General features: G+C 65.4%; 26 protein-coding genes. 21 read left to right on the top strand and 5 right to left on the bottom strand.

All coding sequences use genetic code 11. The annotated features are described in order from the left end of the window. The first annotated feature begins 3 nt into the window (after positions 1-3). From G6N28_RS26935 to G6N28_RS00210, 5 genes are read left to right on the top strand one after another with little or no spacing between them, the layout of a single operon-like run. A complete protein-coding gene (locus G6N28_RS26935; protein WP_235674420.1) occupies positions 4-723 on the top strand; it encodes a DUF7240 domain-containing protein in 720 nt (239 codons plus the stop codon). A gap of 18 nt (positions 724-741) precedes the next feature. Further along, entirely contained in the window at positions 742-1,167 is a 426-nt protein-coding gene (locus G6N28_RS00195; RefSeq protein WP_163896499.1) for a hypothetical protein, read from the top strand. 9 nt (positions 1,168-1,176) lie between these two features. Continuing rightward, on the top strand, positions 1,177-1,887 hold the full coding sequence (locus G6N28_RS00200) for a glycine-rich domain-containing protein (protein ID WP_163896459.1): 711 nt from the start codon (positions 1,177-1,179) through the stop codon (positions 1,885-1,887). A 33-nt stretch (positions 1,888-1,920) separates the two neighbouring features. Further along, a complete protein-coding gene (locus tag G6N28_RS00205) occupies positions 1,921-3,723 on the top strand; it encodes a glycerophosphodiester phosphodiesterase (RefSeq protein ID WP_163896500.1) in 1,803 nt (600 codons plus the stop codon). 18 nt (positions 3,724-3,741) lie between these two features. After that, positions 3,742-4,371, top strand: coding sequence for a hypothetical protein (locus tag G6N28_RS00210; RefSeq protein WP_163896501.1), 630 nt, complete (start codon positions 3,742-3,744; stop codon positions 4,369-4,371). Here G6N28_RS00210 and G6N28_RS00215 read toward each other — a convergent pair. Then, positions 4,368-5,120 carry an FkbM family methyltransferase gene (locus G6N28_RS00215; protein WP_163896502.1) on the bottom strand — a complete coding sequence of 251 codons (753 nt, stop codon included), beginning with the start codon at positions 5,118-5,120 and terminating at the stop codon, positions 4,368-4,370. The two genes, G6N28_RS00210 and G6N28_RS00215, sit on opposite strands and share 4 nt — an antisense overlap. A 393-nt stretch (positions 5,121-5,513) precedes the next feature. Here G6N28_RS00215 and G6N28_RS00220 point away from each other — a divergent pair, with 393 nt between their 5' ends. The 3 genes from G6N28_RS00220 to G6N28_RS00230 are packed head-to-tail and all read left to right on the top strand — an operon-like array spanning position 5,514 to position 7,975. Next, positions 5,514-6,104 (top strand): hypothetical protein, encoded by a 591-nt coding sequence (locus G6N28_RS00220; protein WP_163896503.1) that lies wholly within the window; start codon positions 5,514-5,516, stop codon positions 6,102-6,104. A 27-nt stretch (positions 6,105-6,131) separates the two neighbouring features. Further along, positions 6,132-7,538 carry a C39 family peptidase gene (locus G6N28_RS00225; RefSeq protein WP_163896504.1) on the top strand — a complete coding sequence of 469 codons (1,407 nt, stop codon included), beginning with the start codon at positions 6,132-6,134 and terminating at the stop codon, positions 7,536-7,538. Beyond that, entirely contained in the window at positions 7,535-7,975 is a 441-nt protein-coding gene (locus G6N28_RS00230; protein ID WP_163896505.1) for a phage holin family protein, read from the top strand. Before G6N28_RS00225 ends, G6N28_RS00230 begins: the two co-directional genes overlap by 4 nt. Before the next feature lies 1 nt (position 7,976). On the opposite strand, the gene G6N28_RS00235 is transcribed toward G6N28_RS00230, so the two are convergent. From G6N28_RS00235 to G6N28_RS00250, 4 genes are all read right to left on the bottom strand, one after another. Continuing rightward, positions 7,977-8,276: a CDGP domain-containing protein gene (locus G6N28_RS00235; protein WP_163896506.1), complete on the bottom strand. Its 300-nt coding sequence runs from the start codon at positions 8,274-8,276 to the stop codon at positions 7,977-7,979. 61 nt (positions 8,277-8,337) lie between these two features. After that, on the bottom strand, positions 8,338-9,204 hold the full coding sequence (locus G6N28_RS00240; RefSeq protein ID WP_235674421.1) for a tyrosine-type recombinase/integrase: 867 nt from the start codon (positions 9,202-9,204) through the stop codon (positions 8,338-8,340). Between the two features lie 197 nt (positions 9,205-9,401). Then, a complete protein-coding gene (locus tag G6N28_RS00245) occupies positions 9,402-10,037 on the bottom strand; it encodes a BRO-N domain-containing protein (protein WP_163896507.1) in 636 nt (211 codons plus the stop codon). Further along, a complete protein-coding gene (locus tag G6N28_RS00250) occupies positions 10,034-10,219 on the bottom strand; it encodes a MerR family transcriptional regulator (protein WP_163896508.1) in 186 nt (61 codons plus the stop codon). The genes G6N28_RS00245 and G6N28_RS00250 overlap by 4 nt, the downstream gene beginning before the upstream one ends. A gap of 588 nt (positions 10,220-10,807) precedes the next feature. On the opposite strand from G6N28_RS00250, the gene G6N28_RS00255 reads away from it, so the two are divergent. The 13 genes from G6N28_RS00255 (at position 10,808) to G6N28_RS00315 (ending at position 16,270) form a co-directional block, all read left to right on the top strand. Beyond that, a complete protein-coding gene (locus tag G6N28_RS00255) occupies positions 10,808-11,029 on the top strand; it encodes a hypothetical protein (RefSeq protein WP_197745769.1) in 222 nt (73 codons plus the stop codon). Next, positions 11,026-11,364, top strand: coding sequence for a hypothetical protein (locus G6N28_RS00260; RefSeq protein WP_163896509.1), 339 nt, complete (start codon positions 11,026-11,028; stop codon positions 11,362-11,364). Before G6N28_RS00255 ends, G6N28_RS00260 begins: the two co-directional genes overlap by 4 nt. 103 nt (positions 11,365-11,467) lie before the next feature. Then, positions 11,468-11,755 (top strand): hypothetical protein, encoded by a 288-nt coding sequence (locus G6N28_RS00265; protein WP_163896510.1) that lies wholly within the window; start codon positions 11,468-11,470, stop codon positions 11,753-11,755. Further along, a complete protein-coding gene (locus tag G6N28_RS00270) occupies positions 11,752-12,186 on the top strand; it encodes a hypothetical protein (RefSeq protein WP_163896511.1) in 435 nt (144 codons plus the stop codon). Before G6N28_RS00265 ends, G6N28_RS00270 begins: the two co-directional genes overlap by 4 nt. 125 nt (positions 12,187-12,311) lie before the next feature. Further along, on the top strand, positions 12,312-12,632 hold the full coding sequence (locus tag G6N28_RS00275; RefSeq protein ID WP_235674422.1) for a hypothetical protein: 321 nt from the start codon (positions 12,312-12,314) through the stop codon (positions 12,630-12,632). Next, positions 12,629-12,931, top strand: a complete 303-nt coding sequence (locus tag G6N28_RS00280; RefSeq protein ID WP_163896512.1) for a DUF7214 domain-containing protein — start codon at positions 12,629-12,631, stop codon at positions 12,929-12,931. Before G6N28_RS00275 ends, G6N28_RS00280 begins: the two co-directional genes overlap by 4 nt. Then, positions 12,928-13,269 (top strand): hypothetical protein, encoded by a 342-nt coding sequence (locus G6N28_RS26800; protein ID WP_179961993.1) that lies wholly within the window; start codon positions 12,928-12,930, stop codon positions 13,267-13,269. The genes G6N28_RS00280 and G6N28_RS26800 overlap by 4 nt, the downstream gene beginning before the upstream one ends. Further along, positions 13,262-13,636: a DUF7368 family protein gene (locus tag G6N28_RS00290; protein ID WP_163896513.1), complete on the top strand. Its 375-nt coding sequence runs from the start codon at positions 13,262-13,264 to the stop codon at positions 13,634-13,636. The genes G6N28_RS26800 and G6N28_RS00290 overlap by 8 nt, the downstream gene beginning before the upstream one ends. Next, on the top strand, positions 13,633-13,917 hold the full coding sequence (locus G6N28_RS00295; protein ID WP_163896514.1) for a hypothetical protein: 285 nt from the start codon (positions 13,633-13,635) through the stop codon (positions 13,915-13,917). The genes G6N28_RS00290 and G6N28_RS00295 overlap by 4 nt, the downstream gene beginning before the upstream one ends. Next, positions 13,914-14,051 (top strand): hypothetical protein, encoded by a 138-nt coding sequence (locus tag G6N28_RS00300; RefSeq protein WP_163896515.1) that lies wholly within the window; start codon positions 13,914-13,916, stop codon positions 14,049-14,051. Before G6N28_RS00295 ends, G6N28_RS00300 begins: the two co-directional genes overlap by 4 nt. Then, positions 14,048-14,284 (top strand): hypothetical protein, encoded by a 237-nt coding sequence (locus tag G6N28_RS00305; RefSeq protein WP_163896516.1) that lies wholly within the window; start codon positions 14,048-14,050, stop codon positions 14,282-14,284. Before G6N28_RS00300 ends, G6N28_RS00305 begins: the two co-directional genes overlap by 4 nt. Beyond that, positions 14,277-15,218 carry a PD-(D/E)XK nuclease-like domain-containing protein gene (locus G6N28_RS00310; protein WP_163896517.1) on the top strand — a complete coding sequence of 314 codons (942 nt, stop codon included), beginning with the start codon at positions 14,277-14,279 and terminating at the stop codon, positions 15,216-15,218. Before G6N28_RS00305 ends, G6N28_RS00310 begins: the two co-directional genes overlap by 8 nt. Next, positions 15,218-16,270 carry a phage-derived integrase/recombinase RecT gene (locus G6N28_RS00315; protein ID WP_163896518.1) on the top strand — a complete coding sequence of 351 codons (1,053 nt, stop codon included), beginning with the start codon at positions 15,218-15,220 and terminating at the stop codon, positions 16,268-16,270. The genes G6N28_RS00310 and G6N28_RS00315 overlap by 1 nt, the downstream gene beginning before the upstream one ends. Positions 16,271-16,320 lie beyond the last annotated feature (50 nt).

The following is a 16,320-nucleotide window of genomic DNA, read 5'->3' on the forward strand; positions in this document are numbered from 1 at the left end:
GTGGTGTGGGAGCCGCCTGCGGGGTTTGTGGACATGCTGGCCGATGCCGACACCGCTGCACACCGTGGCGGGGTGCAGGTGTTGGAGGTGCCGCGCGTCGGGCGGGTGTCGGCCCGCCGGCCGGGTCCGGCCGGGGCGGCGTGGCTGGCGATGTCGGTGAAACCGGTCGAGCGTCGTCGCGGCCAGTCTGAGGACGAGGCGAAGGCGGTCGAGGCGCAGCAGCGGCACGAGTGGCTGGCCCGGTTCGTGCGCGAGCATCTGGCCGACGGCGAGTATGAGCGGATCTTGGCGGCGATGCTCGACGGCGACGCCCCGGCCGATGCGGTGTATCGGATCGGTCGGGCGGTGGCGACGTGGGGCACGGCCCGCCCGTTCGGGGCGGTGGTGTCGCTGGCGTTCACGTCGGCGCTGCACTGGCGCAACCTGCGTACCCGCATCCGGTCGCACGGCATCGCCGATCCGATGAGGCTGCCGTCGATGCACGCAATCTTGGATGAGATGGAGACGTTCTGGCTGGAGTCACTGCACACCGGCAACGTGGATAAGGACCGTTACGAGCGTGAGCAGCTGTTCGACAAGCTGTATGAGCCTGACCCCGACGACGCTGATACCGCGGCCTCCGGTGAGGGTGGCGCGTCGCCTACGACGCCGCCGCCGGGGTTCTCGCAGAGCGAGATCAACGCCAGCTTCAAAGCCCTCAGCGGACAGCTAGGTGCACGCTGACCCCATACCGTGCGCGCTATGGCGCAGCTGGTGTTCACGTTCGACTCTGATCAGCCGCTGGGTGAGCGGTTAGCGCCCGAGCTGCGCGAGGAGATCGCCTACCTGGCGCCGTCGACCCTCAGCGATGGTGGGGTGACGACGCCGAAGATCAAGGACGGCGCGGTCACCAGCCCGAAGATCGGTAACGGGGCGGTCACCAGCCCGAAGATCGGCAGCAAAGAGGTGAAGGCGGTCAACCTCGATGACGGTGCGGTCGGCACGGCGGCGCTCGGCGACGGGTCGGTCACCGACGCCAAGGCCGGGGCGGGTGTGGTGACTGCGCATGACAGCGACGGCGCGGCGCTGACGCTGGATATTGTGCCGATCAGCCAGGAGGACTGGGTGGGGTTGGACAGCCCGGACCCGAACACGCTGTACGCGGTCTATGTGACCGGGGGCGAGTAGTCGATCGCGATGGGGCTGCTGCAGTTCGGTGAGGGGTTCGTTAAGGCGCTGTACCTGGGGTCTGCGCCGGTCACGCAGTTGTATCTGGGCGAGCTGCTGGTGTGGACGGTCGAGGATGGGCAGCTCGATGTGTTCACTGAGCCGGGCGCGTTCACGTATGACATTCCGTCGTGGGCGACGCATGTTGATGTGGTGTTGCTGGGCGGCGGCGCATCAGGTGAAGGCGGCAACAGCGCGCTCTATCGCGGCACTGGTGGTGGTCATGGACAGTGGAAGGCCGCGACCCTGGTGCGGGGGGTTGACATCGAGTTCGGTACGACGCAGATCACGGGCACGGTCGGTGATGTCGCTGGCCCGGTCCCTGGGGCGACGCCTCCGGTGTCTGGTAATGCGACGTCGGCGGCGGCGACTGGTTGGGGTGGTTTGACGGCGAACGGCGGCACCGTCGCTACCGGCAATCTTGGGACGGCGGGGCAGTCGCCTGGTGATTTCGAGTTCAACGGCGAGGTGTACGGCGGCGGGCTGGGCGGTGGTTGGCCCGGCGGGTGGGCTACGCCTCCGGGTGCGGGCGGCGGCGGCGGTCAGGGCTGGCTCGTCGGTGGTGGTGGCGGCGGTCAGGGCGCGCGTGGGCAGGCGTGGTTCCGCGCCTACCTCGGCTCCGGTGAAGGCGAAGGTGAAGGCGAAGGCGAAGGCGAAGGCGAAGGCGAAGGCGAGGGCTAAGCCGGTGCACGCGGCGCAGATACGTTGCCGCGCATGAACAAGCGGTTAGTCGCGATCGACGGTGCCGCGCCCGCGGGCGAGAAACTCCCTGCCGTTGTCAAGACTGAGGTTGAATCCGTCCTTTCTGAAAGCGGGACGGTTGGTGAGGCCGTGGCGCTCGCGGTGACCGCCGACATCGCTGGCCGGGACATGCTCGAAGGCGATGACCCGAGGGTGCCGAAGCCCGGTGACGCCGATGCTTTTCGTGTGCTTGACCGTTGGGGCGCGACCGCGTTTGAGGTTGACAGCAGCAGCGACACGAAGATCGGGCCGACGAAGATCAGGCACACCACAGGCGGGTCTAAGAAGAGTCTGCGGGTGCTAGATGCCGAGGACAATCTTGCTTTCGAGGTGCGTAAGGACGGCACCGTGTTCGTCGGCGAGTTCTCCGATGACTCCGCCGGCGGGGGGGCCAGTTACACCGATACCGTGGTGTATGACGCGCAGGCGGGCGTAGCGTGGTCGCCGCCGCCGATCTTCAGATATATCGATGAGCGCCCCGATCTGGTGGTGTGGGATCACTTTCGCCGCAAAGACACCACAGTGGCCAATTCGACAGGGCTGGGGGTGTCGGACTGTAGTTCGTTCTGGCATGACTCCACGCTCACGATCCAGGCTGGGGCGGCCCGCGCCACCGGCGCGGGCGGGCGCAGGTTCGGCGCGCTGATGTGTCCTGTGCGTGATGTGCGGGTCAAATGCTTGGTGTCGGTCGGGTCGACTCATGACTTCGGCATCGCCGCCTGCCTTCGCTCAGCTTCCACGTGGAGTAGTGATGATTACCTGTGGGCGAGGTTCCGAAAAACCGGGACCGGCACCGGTGATCAGGTGTCGATCATGCTTGGCACCACCGTGTTGGGTAGCGGCGACGCGGATTTCGGGTTCACCGGAGACACAGACTTGATCTGCGAGATTCAGGTTGATGACGATACCGTCACCGCATATGTCGACGGGCAGCAAGCCGCCACCGCCACGCTGGATAGTACCGACATGTCAACGCTGGCAGGCCGATCCGATGTCGGGCTGACCATGAATCTGTCCAGCGACGAAGACGCAGCCACCCGCATCGGATACATCGAGGTGTCGCGTGTGCACATGCGGCGTTCGTGGGCGTTTCCGTACATGTTTGCTCACCGGGCCACCATTCGTGGTCAAGCGGAGAATTCGTTCCGCACCCTTCCGCATCTACCCCCGGATGTTCCTGGTGTCGAAATCGATGCCCGGCTCACATCCGATGGCCATTTCGTGATGATGCACGACGCCACGATCAACCGCACCACAGACAGCACCGGCTCAGTCGCATCGATGACCTTGGCCGAGTTGAAGGCAGTGAACCTGGATGGCGGGGGCAAGATTCCGCTGCTGTCAGATTGGCTAGAGTCCTGCGAGGCCACCCACCTGGACTACATTCTGTGCCATTGCAAATCCGCAAACATCGCAGAACTCGTCGCGCTGATCGAGGCGTCACCAGTGTCAGACAGGTGCATCCTGTTCGGCGACACCGTTTCTGACTTAACTACGGCCAGGTCGGCGTCGGAGACGATACGTCTAGCACTGAGCGGGGTCACCGTCGAAAACGCCGACACGGTCATCCCCGCCGCCGAAGCACTCGACGTCGAAATGTGTTTTTTGGCCCCGAACAGCCTGTCCGATGGGACGCTCGCTGCAGTGCCGGACATCCTCTCGGCAGGCATGATCGCCGGGGCATCGGTAGAAAACGATAGCGAAAACCTCAACGCGGCAATCGACGCGGGCGTGACCGCCCTCATCTCCGACTACCCGACCATCCCCAACCGCTGAAACAAAAAAGGAGCCAACATGCCCGACATCGTGCTCGACACCCTCTTCAACAACCCCAACCTAAACAAAGTTGTCTACCCAGGATTTGTGGACGACTTCAACGCCGCAGACGGGACGCTCGACGTCACCACTGACGGTAAGCCGTGGATCTTCCAACGATCAGGCTCGGGAGTCAACCCCGTGTGGTCACGGTCGGACGGCGCAGCCCGCATGGAGGCGGGGGCATTCCGCAGTTCCGCCGTTGTCGAGTCCGGGTCCTCAGATGGGATACTGACTCACACAATCAGATCGGCTGGCACCAACAACGGTGGCGGCGTGGTTTTTCGCTCCGTGGACGGCGCCAACTACTGGGTGCTGCAATGGCGCGACACCGGCAGTGATGACTACTACGCCTTGAAGAAACTGGTTGAGGGTACGACGACAGCCGTCGAGGGCGGGGCCACCACGGTCAGCAACACTGACGGAGACGTTGTGTCCATCGAGTTCATCGGCACCGATATCACCGTGTCGGTCAACGGCGGTGAACCGATCATCACCTTGACCGGCCAGACCGACTTCTTGACCGCCGAAAAGCACGGCCTCTACAGCAGCACCACTAGCAAAGATTTCAGTGAACGCTGGGAGTCAATCGAGTTCGTCGCCGTCTAGATTCCGATCGCCGTAATCCGTTGAGCTGAGCCGATATCGTTCACGATTTTCCACATGCGGACCGCGGGAACGTCGCGGATCTCCGCCCGGACGAAGAACGCGTTGAAGACAACCGTTTGTCGGCCCGCCTGCAGACTGTTCGCCTTGAATCCGACCATATCGAACCCGCTAGCGCGCATATAGTCGTATACGTCGGTGGGTGACGGTTGGCCGACGTACTGGTTGGCCATGCACACCTCCACTTCGGCGCAACACACACGCTTAAGTAGCTCGCCGAATCCTTTGAGCACTTCGAGGTCATAGCCTTGGGTGTCGATCTTGACGAAGTGCGGGTCGCCGTATTCGTCGGGCCACACGTGATCCAGTCGGGACAGGGTGACCGGAACCTTTTCGACAACCTCGACATCGGGGAGGAGTTCGTGGGGCCACCCGTCGTAGTCGGGCTCCAGGACTGACGACAAATGCGCGGCACGGGTGATCCTCAGATCAGCAAGTAGGCCATGCTCGCTGCCGAGTGCGGCGCACAAGGTGCGGCCCCGTTTGCGGAGTTTGTCGGCTTCGTCAGGGTCGGCTTCAACGAATATCGGTGAGATTTTTCCGAGCTGTTCGAGTAGCCGCCAGCGTCGGGGCAGCCCGCCACGCGCGCCTACGTCCAGATAGTTCAGCGGTGCGGGATCAGTTTTGATCAGCGCGGCCCGCAATGTCCGCGCCAACGTCCGCGCCGTAAATGCAGCTTGATACAGATACATCCGCCGTCACGCTCCCCCCCGCCGCGCATTTTCTGTTCGCATTTTCTGTTCGTCCCCGAACATGAGAACATACGTTAGCGACTGCGGCCGCTGGTTTGCAGGAGCCGGTGGTTTGTAGAGCTTCCGCCTGCACTGACGCGCTTTACTGTCACCGCATGACGCAGCTGGTGTGGACCATCGTCGGCGGCGCGCTCGCGGGCCTGGCCGCCGCCGCCGTCCTGCACCTGATCATCGAGAAAGCCGACGGCCGGCTCTACCACTTCTGATTGCACCACCAGTTCGTACCGTGCGCGGTGTGGGTCACGAACACCAGTCGGCAGACACATTGACGGTGACGCGCGCCAACACCGATCAACGCCCTGGCGTGTCAGTGCAGGTCAGTAACCTGAAGCCATGCTTGAACATGCGGCGACGCTATGCGGCTGCGGATGCGGACAGCCAGCCGGCGTCTACAAGACCAGCAACAGTTCCCAAGGCATCGTCGCTGGTCAACCAAAGAAATTCATCCACGGCCACCACAACCGTGTCCAGCCACCAAGGGTGCGTGACTTCGACACCTGCTACACGGTCATGCCGAACGGCTGCTGGACCTGGAACAACTTGCAGCCCGATGAAGACGGCTACGGCAGCTACTGGGCTGAAGGCCGAAAGCAAAAAGCCCACCGGTACTCCTACGTGCGGACGTATGGACCGATCCCCGCTGGCGCCCACCTCGACCACATCTGCCACGACCCCAAGACATGCGCAGGTGGACCGTCCTGCCCGCACCGCGCCTGCGTCAACCCTGATCACCTGGCCATCACGACTCACGCATCGAACTGCCGCCGGGGAGTTCTCGCGAAGCTCGACCTTGCGAAGGCGCGCGAGATCCGTAAGCGATTCGAGGCAGGAGAGACCGGTATCGCTCTCGCAGCGGAGTTCGGCGTCAGACCATCCACGATCAGCATGGTCGTTCGCAATCAGACCTGGAGAGAAGCGGGCTGACCCCTTGAGCGGGAACGAGTTCCCGCGATGACCGAGAAACTGCTCCCGTATGACCGGTCGATCGTCCCGCAGGAGACCGGCTGGTGGTGCGGACCCGCCGCCACCCAGGTCGTGCTGAACTCACGCGGCATCATCCTGGCCGAGCGCGACATCGCCCACGCCGTCGAACAAATCGAGAACCCCGGCCGCGGCGACGACCGCGACGGCACCGACTACGTCGGCCTGCTCGAACGCTACCTCGACGGCCGCGTACCCGACGCGAAATACACGTCGGTCTATATCGAGAACGACCCGCCCACCACAGCCCAGAAAGAAACGCTCTGGCGCAACATCGTCGCGTCGATCGACGCCGGATGGGGCGTCATCATGAACTGGGTCGCGCCGCCGTCGAACAAGCCGCGCGGCGTCAACGACAGCGTCTCCCCGTCCTATTCGGGCGGCACCACGTACCACTACGTCGCCGCGATGGGATACAAGGACGACGTGCCAGGCGTCGGGCGGGCGCTGTGGATCGCCGACAGCGGGTTCCGGCCGTTCGGCTACTGGATCAGCTTCGACCAGGCCGCGACACTGATCCCGCCGAAGGGCTACACCTACGCCGCCGCCGCGCCCAGCACAGCACCCCCGCCGCCTCCGAAGCCCGCGCCGGTCTACACCTTCGACAGCAACGTGAAAACCATTCTGCGGGTAGGCCAGTCGATGGGCGTCACCCCGCGCGGGCTGAAGATCGGCCTAGCCACCGCCCTGGTCGAGTCGAACATCAAGGTCTACGCCAACCCGAAAGTCCCAGAGTCGATGCTGCTGCCCCACCAGGCAGTCGGCAACGACGGATACAGCGTCGGCATCTGGCAGCAGCAAGTCGTGTGGGGCAACGGCGCGTGGTGGTGGGGCGACGCGAAAACCTGCATGGACCCCGAGAGTTCGTCGCGGCTGTTCTTCGACCGGCTGCTGAAGCTCGACTACAACAACACCAGCCGCTCGCCCGGCAGCTTCGCGCAGGCCGTCCAGAAGTCCGCATACCCCAACCGCTACGACGAACGGTTCGCCGAAGCTGAACGGCTCTACGACCAGTACGTCAACCAGGTCGCCCCTGCTGCCCCGCTCGATCCGATTGAGGAGTTGCTCATGTCCAATCAGCCGCGCCCGTCCCGGTCGCACTACCGCAAGGACAACAAGGCGGTGCTCACCCCGATCGACGCCCTGTATCAGACGAACGCGATGCGGCATGAGGAGATGGTCGAAGCCGCCGCGCTGCGCGGCGAGGGCTGGGCTATCCGCGATCTCGCGTTCCTGGCGTCGGGTGAGGCGCCCGGGGCGAAGGACGCGGACGGCCCGTTCTGGGTGGCCCGCGCAAACCACCTGCTCGCCGTCATCAACGCCGTCAACCCCCAGGCGATCACCGCCGCAACACCCCAGAAAGGCGCAACCCCATGAACGCCAAGACCCGCGAAACCATCTACTACCTCGGCACGATCATCGTCGGCGGTGTCGGCTTGGCCGTCACCGTCGGCGCGCTCACCGCCGACCAGGGCTCCAACATCGGCCAGATCGTCACCGGCCTGCTGACCCTGCTCGGCGCCGGCGCACCAGCGTTGGCCGCGCGCAAGACCGGGGAGCAGCGCAAGGGCGGCGTGTTCGACAACCCGGTCGGGACCGCGTTCGACCAGCTCGGCACGATCAAGAGTCAGGTCGATGTGACAGTCGAGCAGGCGCAGGCGAAAGTCGCCGAGGCTGTGGCAGTGATCCAAGGCGCGACGGCGACGCTGCCCGGCGCTGCCGCGATCACCAACGCTGTCACCGCCGCGTTGCCCCCGGAGGTCGCCGCTCTCATCGAAGGCGTCACCAACCAGCGCCGCGACAGCAGCGACTGAGTTACGGGATGTAGTGGGGCGGCTGACCCCACCCGTCGAGCGGCTGCCCCGGCAACACCGTGTTGCACTGCTGGCCGCCGTTGATCACGATGCCGCCGCCCGCCCCGTTGTTCACAATCGACGGCGGGTTCTGCCAACACCGCTGCCACGACCCATCCGGCTGGATCGGCCCATCACACCACGTGACGAACGGCTGCACCTGACACCCCGCCGCCGCCGGGGCTGCTGTACCGACACCCACCGCGGCCACGGCCAACACCAGAACAGCTAGCAGGCGCATCATCTGAACACCTGCGCTCATGGGCACGCATCCTACGCCCACAAACTGACGTCCGCGGCAATTCCGGTCGGGTTGCGGAAACCTAAGCAGCCGACTCGCTCATGTCGATCTGACGGAACGTGCTCACCATCGCAGCGATCCTCCGCGGCTGCACCGCCGTATACACCGCCGTCGTCGCCGGGCTCGCATGCCCAAGAAACTCCTGCACCACCCGGATATCCTCCGTTTCGATGCCCGACGAGCCCGCCCAATGCCTCAGCGTGTGCAACGTCGACCTGGTGCCGCTCTTGTGCAGCCAGTCGTTGGCGAGCGCCGACACCTGCTGCGGTGTCACCGGCCCCGACCCGCGCTCACGTCGAAAACACGCACCCTCGGCGGCCAGCGCCGGTTGGATCAACTCCCACGCCCAACCCGGCAACGCCGAAAACCGTGGCCTCTCCCCCTTCGTGCGGGTCAACCGGATGAACACTCCCCCACCTGGGATCGGCTCGAAACAGCCGCGTTCCAGGTGCGCGATCTCCTTCGCCCGCAACCCTCCGTAGGCGGCGAGCACCAGCCACGCCTGTATCCGGGGCGGCGCGGTGCGGATCGCCCGCTCGAGTGCCTCGAACGCGATCGGGCGCGGCAGCCCGCGCTTGGCCTTGGGTGTCACCAGCAGCGCCGCCGGATTGTCTGGCCGCAGTCCCCGCTTGTGCAGCCAGTCGTAATAGGGGCGGATGACGGCGGTCTTGAATCGCAGTTGTTCCAGCGGCAAACTGTCCTGCCAGCGTTCCAGTTCGAGCTGTGTCGCATCGAACGGGTCACGTTGCAGATAGTCGGCGAGGTATTGCATGTGCATCCTGCGGACCTTGACGGTTCTGGGTGCCCGGCCTGCGCGCAGCATCCACCTGCAGTGCTCGTCGAGATATGACACGTTCGCGCCGTAGTACGCCCCCGGAAGTGCGGTCAATGGTTCTTCCCCCTTGAAAAACTGTTCGTGCCACGACAGCTTGGGGGCAGCGGAACAGTCTCCGGGCGTAAATAAATTCAATAGGTTGCACTTAATCGTGCCAGCCGGGCCGCTAGGCGGCGACGCCGTCTCGGTCGACCGTGTCTTGATCGACCGGCGGAACCAGCCGAATATTGACCCGATGGTCAATAACGCGGCTATTGAAGCAACTCGATGTGCCCGAGGAACCGGAACACCGCGGCCTGCTTGATCTCCAAGCCCTGTTTGCGGCCCCAGGTTTGGACCTCGCGGGCGAACTCCTGCCGGTGCACCGCCGAGTCTGAGACGGTGTGCGCCTCGGCTTTCGCCACCAGCGGGGCGTCCCGCTCAATCGCCGCGGTGAGCGCCTTCGCCTCAGCCTCGGCCCGCTCGGCGCGGGCACGTTCAGCCTTCGCGACCTCGATGGCCTGCCCGGTGCGTGCGTGCGCCGCCTCGATAGCGGCGATCGGATCCGACAAGTCGAGCTCGGCGGCGTAACTGCCCGTCTTGCGGATCTGCGGAAGCACCACCCGCGTGACCCAACGCTTGAAGTCACGGGCACCGGGCACCTGTGAGCCGAGGACCGCCACGTACAGGCCGGACTCGCTGATGATCGTGATGTTCTGCGGCCCGCCGGGGGTACTCACTGAGTGAGTAGCCTTCTCGTCCTCGTCGAGGCGGCGAACCAGGTTCCATGCATCGCGGTAGCCGAGGGCCTTAGCGACGTCAGGGGCGGCGAACCACGGCTCGCCGTTGACCATCACGACGCGGATAGGTGCATCGCCGTACGTGAACGGCACCAGCTCGGCGGTCATGCGCTGGCCTCGGTGCGCTGGGTGAACGCGTCGATGTCGGTTTCAGAGAAGCGGTAGTGCCCGCCGGGTGTGGTGATGGTGGGCTTCAATCGACCTTCGGCAACCCATCGGCGCACAGCGGAGCTGTCAACTTTGAATCGTTTTGCGACTTGGGTTGTCGTGAGTAGCACGACTTCTGGCATGCAGACACGATGGCACTGGCGATAGATCGTGTCAAGCACTAGAAATCGTGTGTCGCGCTAGATAACAATTGCTGCGCACGACTTGCGCGATTTGCCCGCATTGTGCATAGTCGTGAACATGACGACTCAGATGGACTGGGTGCCGGATACCGAGGACTTCTCTGTGCGACTCGCGCTCATTCGCCACGGCAAGCGCTGGAACATGAAAGAAGCAGCGCTGGCCTGCGGCGTCAAACCGCAGTCGTGGAGGGAATGGGAGCTACACGGCCGGCGCCCACAAGACTACGAAGCAATCTGCAAACAGATCGCCCAGGTCGCCCAATGCAACCTGGTGTGGTTGATGACCGGCCACCGGCTCCTCCCCCCTGACCCGCCGGCCGCGCCAGCCAACCCTTTTTCTGGGCCTCAAGCTGGCGGGGCCCAAGTTCACCACTTCCGTCCTCGGACGTCACCTATCGTGAGCGCCCCCCGCTCTGACCGGGAGTTGACCACCGTGCAAGACGGGTCGGTTGACGAGGACGCGGCCCGCTACGTCGCGCTCGCCGAGGGTGCTCCTACCGCTTCGGCACCAACCGCAGACAAATCGGGTTGTTCATCCGCGGTGACCGTACTGACACCGCGCACGCGACCAGCGATGCGATCAAGCGCGGTCTGGCGTTCACCGACAAAGGCACCGCCCGCAACGGGCATGCCTGGGCGACAGGCAAGTTGACCGCGGCCGGCCAGGATTATGCGTGGCGGCGGATCACCAGGCATGTGGCTGAGCACGGCTCGTTGGAGTTGCCGCGCGAACTGCGGGGGTCGGCGTGAAGTTCTCCGGCGACTACCTGTATCGCGTCCGCGTTGTGCGGTACCCCGATGGTGCTTTCGAGCCGGTCGGCCCGTTTGACCCGGAACATCCCGAAGACGCGATCTGGGAGCCGGTGCCGGGGTGGCGGCCACCGGGTTGGCGTCCTACCGGGAACTACACGCAGATCATGGGCACCGACGAGTTCGTGTGGCCGGTGACCAACAAGGTGTATGCGTCGCGGGCGACGGCGAAGAAACGCGCTGACCTGATCGAATCGTTCGGCGCGTCAGTGGTTGTGGAGCGGTCCAGCCGCATCACCTGGCCTGATTCGGACGTATCGGAGCCAGCAGCATGACCGCCACCACGGACGTGCGGTTCGGGTCGGTAGTCACTCACCGGGGCCCGACCCGAACCGCTCCGATGGTGTTGCGCCGGATGCGAAGTCGGTGCTGGCCGATATGGCGCGGCTGCTCGACAAATACCTACTCACTGCGGCCGACGAGGATCAGCGGGCGCAGATCGTGTCGATGGCGTCGTTGTGGCGGCATTTGTCGGCGTACACGCACGCCCTGACGAACGAGGTGGCGCATTTCGCGGCTGAGGCTGCGGATGCGCGGGCTGAGTGCGCGCGGTTGCGGGCCGAGCTTGCTGATGCGGCGGTGGCGCGGCAGGAGCGCGGCCACGAAATCGCTTTGGAGGCCGAGGCTTCCGACGACCTGGACCGCGATGAGTGGTGGCTGCGATGACGTTGCGTGGTGCCTGCCGGGCGTTGGGTTACGTGCTCGCCGATGTTGGGCAGGTCGTGCCGTGGCAGGCGTTGCGGTGCATCGGTGGTCGCGATCTCGCGCGCCGCCAGGCGCGGGCAGCGTTCGCGCACGACGCGGCCGAAGGGCTCAGCGAGGTCGAGGCCGAGACAGAGGTACACGAACCAGGCTTGTCACCTGCAGCTGGCGCAAGCACAGGTGGCAGCCCGGCCGGGGCTGAGTCCCCCCGCTCCCCCGGCCGGGCACCCCGACCCGTATGTGCCGCCACGCGCGGCGATCTGGCTGCTGCTGCTGATGTGATCCGCGCCTACGTCGCTAAGCATCAGCACGCGATGGACCCCCGGCTGGCTGACCGGTTGGGCGCGCTCGCCGACCGGCTCGCCAGCGGAGCCAACGCGGACTCCAACCCATAAGTAAGGGGTCGCCGCCCGCGCTACCGGACGGCGACCCAAGGACACCGGAATCAGTCGAGGAAAGGAAAATCCCGATGTCACACACGATGATAAGGCAGCCCCGTTGGGCGGGTCGGAGTGTGCACGTGCGCAAGGCCAGGCGTGTGCTCGCCGCCACAGCTGCTGCCGCGACGCTCGCCGGTACGGGCGTGTTGTGGGCCGCTGACGCTGATGCGCTTCCCGATCCGCACGTGCCGCAGCCGCCGTTCTGGTGCCCCGGCAACGGGCCCGGCCTGTCAGCCAGCGGGTGGGGCGGCTATTGCGAGGGCAAAACGTTCCCGGACGGCACCCGCCTGAACACGTTCCGGGTCGGCTACTGGTGGCAGCCTCTGCGCTGCATCATCCCTGACGGCACACCGAATCCGCCGCTGGCCGGCCCCGGTGGGTGCGCGGGGGTGCTCGGATGAGGATTGAGACGACGACCCATCAGTCAGGGCTGGGCGAGATCCGCGCGGTCGGCGAGTTCGGGACGCTGGCGTTGGCCATCGAGTTTCGTCGTTACCGCGCCGAGGATGGCACGTATTGGCGGGTGTTGCCGGTGCATAGCCCTGTCGGGGTGGGTGATCCGGTGTTGGCTGCGGAGTTGGAGTCGGGGGCGGCTGCCCGGTCGTGGGTGACGTACTTGGGTGAGCTTATCGAGCGTGAGCAGTCGCAGCGTGAGCAGCTCAACCGGGCGGCTGTCGAGCGTGAGTGGGTCGAGCGGTGAACGCGCCGGTGATGGTGTTCGGGCCGGATGATTTCGCGGCGACGTTGGCGGCTGCCCGGTTGCATGAGCCGGAGCGCGGTGTGGCGGTAGACGTTCCGGGCGGCGGTGTGCTGATGGTGCCGCCGCGTCGACGCCGTTGGTGGTATCGGGGTGCGCATCGGCAGAACGGTTTCCGGCTGTCTGTGCGGGACTTGGTGCCCAGCATGCGGGTGGTGGACACGCCGTCGGGGCGGGCGGTGGTGCCGTATGCGCCGATGGACCGCTACATGCGCCACGTCGGGATGCGAATCATTCGGCGGCACCTCGACAAGGTTGGTGGTGACGCGCGTGATGTCTAGCTCGTCCAGCATCGAGAGTTGCCCGTACTGCGGCCGGATGGTTTCGACGAAGAACAACCGGTTTAAGTTCCACAGCCGCCGCCGCAAGGCCGCCTACGACCAGTGCCCGATGAGTTTCCAACGCGTACCCATCACCGGGGAAACCCCCACCGCCTACGTGTCCCGCGCGCATCTGGTCGCTGATCTGGCTCAGCAGGTTCAGGACGAAGACCCCGCCGTGGTGTGGACGTATCTGACTGCGTTGCCTGCCAACGAGTTACAGCGGTTGATGATGGTCGCGTTGGCCGCGATTCCGGTGGACCGCCGTGTCGAGGACATGTTCGCGTGGGTGTGCGACCTGCCGGTCGCGAAAGGCGTGGGCGCATGAGCACCGCGACCCTGCCTGCTGTCGACACCGGCGCCGACAGCAGCACGCTCGACGGGCTGGAGTTCGCGCCGCGCTGCGACGTGACCGTGGTGATACAACTGTTCCGGCGCATCGACATCTGGGCGCACAAGTGCCGCCAGCCCGCCAAGTGGGTGGCGAACACCCCATGCTGCGGCGGTGTTTTCGTGGTGTGCGACCACCACCATGAGCACCTCAACGACTGGGAATGCCCGGTGTGCCAACGCCGTGTGCCGTGGCTGATCGGGTGGAGGCCGCTGTGACCCGGCTGGTGTGGGCGGTGGGCGTGTTCGTGCTGTCGCTGCACCTGTTCGGGCCGACCGCTACCGGCATCGCAGCCGCGATCATCGTCCTGGCCTGGTTGGTCGGCGACGTGCGGGAGCGGGTGCGGCGGTGACCGTTTCGACGCTCGACCTGACACCGCACAAGGCGGGGTGCACACGCTGCTGCGACAACGACACCATCCGCGACGACAACACCAGTCGCGCGCAACGCGACCGCCATGAGCACGGCGTCGCGCTCGGCGTCGTCACCGGCACCCAGCGCGTCACCGACTGCCCGCACGACTACCGCCGCGGCATGTGCTGGTACTGCGGCGACGACGAACCACGCAAGGACCGCAATGCCTGACAAGACCGACGCCAACGGCATCCCCACCGAAGACGGCATCTACGGGTGGATCGGCGAGCACGCCTATCACGCCGACCGCGGCTCCCTGTCCGTCAGCGGGGCGAAGCTGCTGCTACCACCGTCCTGCCCCGCGAAGTTCCGCGAGCAGATGGACAACCCGCCACCACCGAAACGGGTCTACGACTTCGGCAGCTTCTTCCACCTGATCGTGCTCGGCAAGGGCGTCGACATCGTGGAGATCGACGCCGACAACTATCGCACCAAAGCCGCCCGCGAGCAGCGCGACGCCGCGCACGCCGCCGGTAAGGTGCCGGTGCTGGTCGGCGCAGGCGCCAACGATGACTTCGCCGCCGAGATGGGCAAGGCGCAGGCGATGGCCGACTCGGTCCTCGCGCACCCGATCGCCGGCGAGCTGCTTACCCACCCGCGCAATCTGGTCGAGCAGGCGATCTACGCGACCGACCCGGAAACCGGTGTGCGGCTACGCGGCCGCACCGACTGCCTGCACTTCGCCGACGACGGCCGGGTGACGATCATCGACGTCAAAACCAGCGCGACCGTGAACCCGGCCGAGATGGTCCGTAGGTGGTTCAAACTCAACTACTTCATGCAGGACGCCTGGTATCGCGACCTGCTCGTCGCGGCTGGGCTGGCCGACGACCCCGACTTTGTGTTCGTCGGTGTGGAGAAGGAACCGCCGTACCTGGTGACGGTGGCCCGCTACACCGAGTTGGCGCGTGAGGAGGGGCGGCGCCGTAACCGTCGCGCGATCGACCTCTACGCGCAGTGCGTGGAGTCCGGGCAGTGGCCCGGCTACAGCACTGAGATTGTGCCGCTTGGTCTTCCGGGCTGGGTGGAGCACCAGATCGCGTCCGCTGCGACTGAGGAAGCGGCGCACGACCTTATCGCCGAGTTGGAAGGGATCTATCAGTAATGACCAGCACCGATGTTGTGCGTCAGACGCCGAAGCAGAAGACGCTCGCCAAGCTCATCGTCGATATGACGCCGGAGTTGGAGAAGGCGTTGCCGAAACACGTCACGCCTGAGCGGATGGCGCGGATCGCGGTGACGGTGGTGCGCGCGACGCCGAAGCTGGCCGAGTGCTCGCCGGCGTCGTTCCTCGGTGCGCTGCTGACCGCGTCGCAGTTGGGGTTGGAGCCGGGTCCGACGGGTGAGGCGTACTTCGTGCCCTACGGCAACGTGTGCACGTTCATCCCCGGCTACAGGGGCCTGATCAAGCTGGCCCGCCAGTCCGGTCAGGTTTCGGACATCTACGCCGAAATCGTCTACAGCAACGACAAATACAAGGTGACGCTTGGCCTGAACCGCGACATCGAGCACGAAATCGTCGACCGCAACAACCGCGGTGAGCCGACCGATGTGTATGCGGTGGCGAAGTTCAAGGACGGCACGACGACGTTCGTCACGATGACGAAGGCTGAGGTCGAGGCGATCCGGGCGCGGTCGAGGGCGTCTAAGGATGGGCCGTGGGCTACGGACTGGAACGCGATGGCAAAGAAGACCGCTGTGCGGCAGTTGGCGAAGTGGCTGCCGCTGTCGCCCGAGTTCAACACCGCTGTGAGCCTTGATGGTTCGACACGAACTGATGTGGGTCCGTTGGTGGATGCGCAGACTGAGTTCGTCGACGGTGAAGTGGTCGGCGACCAGCAGGCCATCGAGGGCGGCGAGTCGGGGCCTGGTCAAGACGGCGGTAACGACCAGAGTGAGGGCGCTGAGCCGTCGTCGGGCGCCGAGGTCCAATCTGACTCTGGTGACCAGGCCGACCCGCCCGCCGACGTGGTGTACGCCGGGCGTAACGAGCTCAAGACACTCGCGCAGATACGCGCCGCCGAGCAGCACGACGACGCGAGCTGGAAAGCCTTCGTCGCCAACAGCATCGGCCGCGAAGTCGCCAACGACAAGCAACTGACGATGGCCGAGGCCGAGCAGATCATCGCCATATTCAACGAGGACGCCGGCCAGTGAGTCGCCGTCTGCCGCTGAGCATGCGCCGATCGCGGCTGACCGGACGCGGC

This window comes from Mycolicibacterium pulveris (genome assembly GCF_010725725.1).
Taxonomy (GTDB): Bacteria; Actinomycetota; Actinomycetes; order Mycobacteriales; family Mycobacteriaceae; genus Mycobacterium; species Mycobacterium pulveris.